The sequence below is a fragment of the Nocardia amamiensis genome (genome assembly GCF_015477605.1).
GTDB classification, from domain to species: Bacteria; Actinomycetota; Actinomycetes; order Mycobacteriales; family Mycobacteriaceae; genus Nocardia; species Nocardia amamiensis_A.
The window spans coordinates 1-280 of record NZ_JADLQX010000294.1 but is presented as its reverse complement, the minus strand read 5'-3'; the positions used below and the strand labels follow the sequence as shown (position 1 = coordinate 280).

Genomic DNA, 280 nt, shown 5'->3' with positions numbered 1-280 from the left:
AACCGGGCCATCGCCCAGCTGGCCAAGAAGACCGGGGCCGCGGCCGCGGAGATCGAACGGGTCGCGATCTGGGGCAACCACTCGGCGACCCAATACCCGGACCTCACCCATGCCACCGTCGCCGGCCGTCCGGCGCTCGAGGTGGTGGACCACGACTGGGTGCGCGATGACTTCCTGCCTACCGTACAGCAGCGCGGCACCGCGATCATCCAGGCTCGCGGTGCTTCCTCGGCCGCCAGCGCCGCCAGCGCCGCGATCGACCACATCCACGATTGGGTGC

Annotated in this window: 1 pseudogene; it reads left to right on the top strand. The window is 70.7% G+C overall.

Annotated elements, in window-relative coordinates:
* Positions 1–280 (top strand): annotated as a pseudogene (locus tag IU459_RS37885) (malate dehydrogenase); the annotation flags it as partial.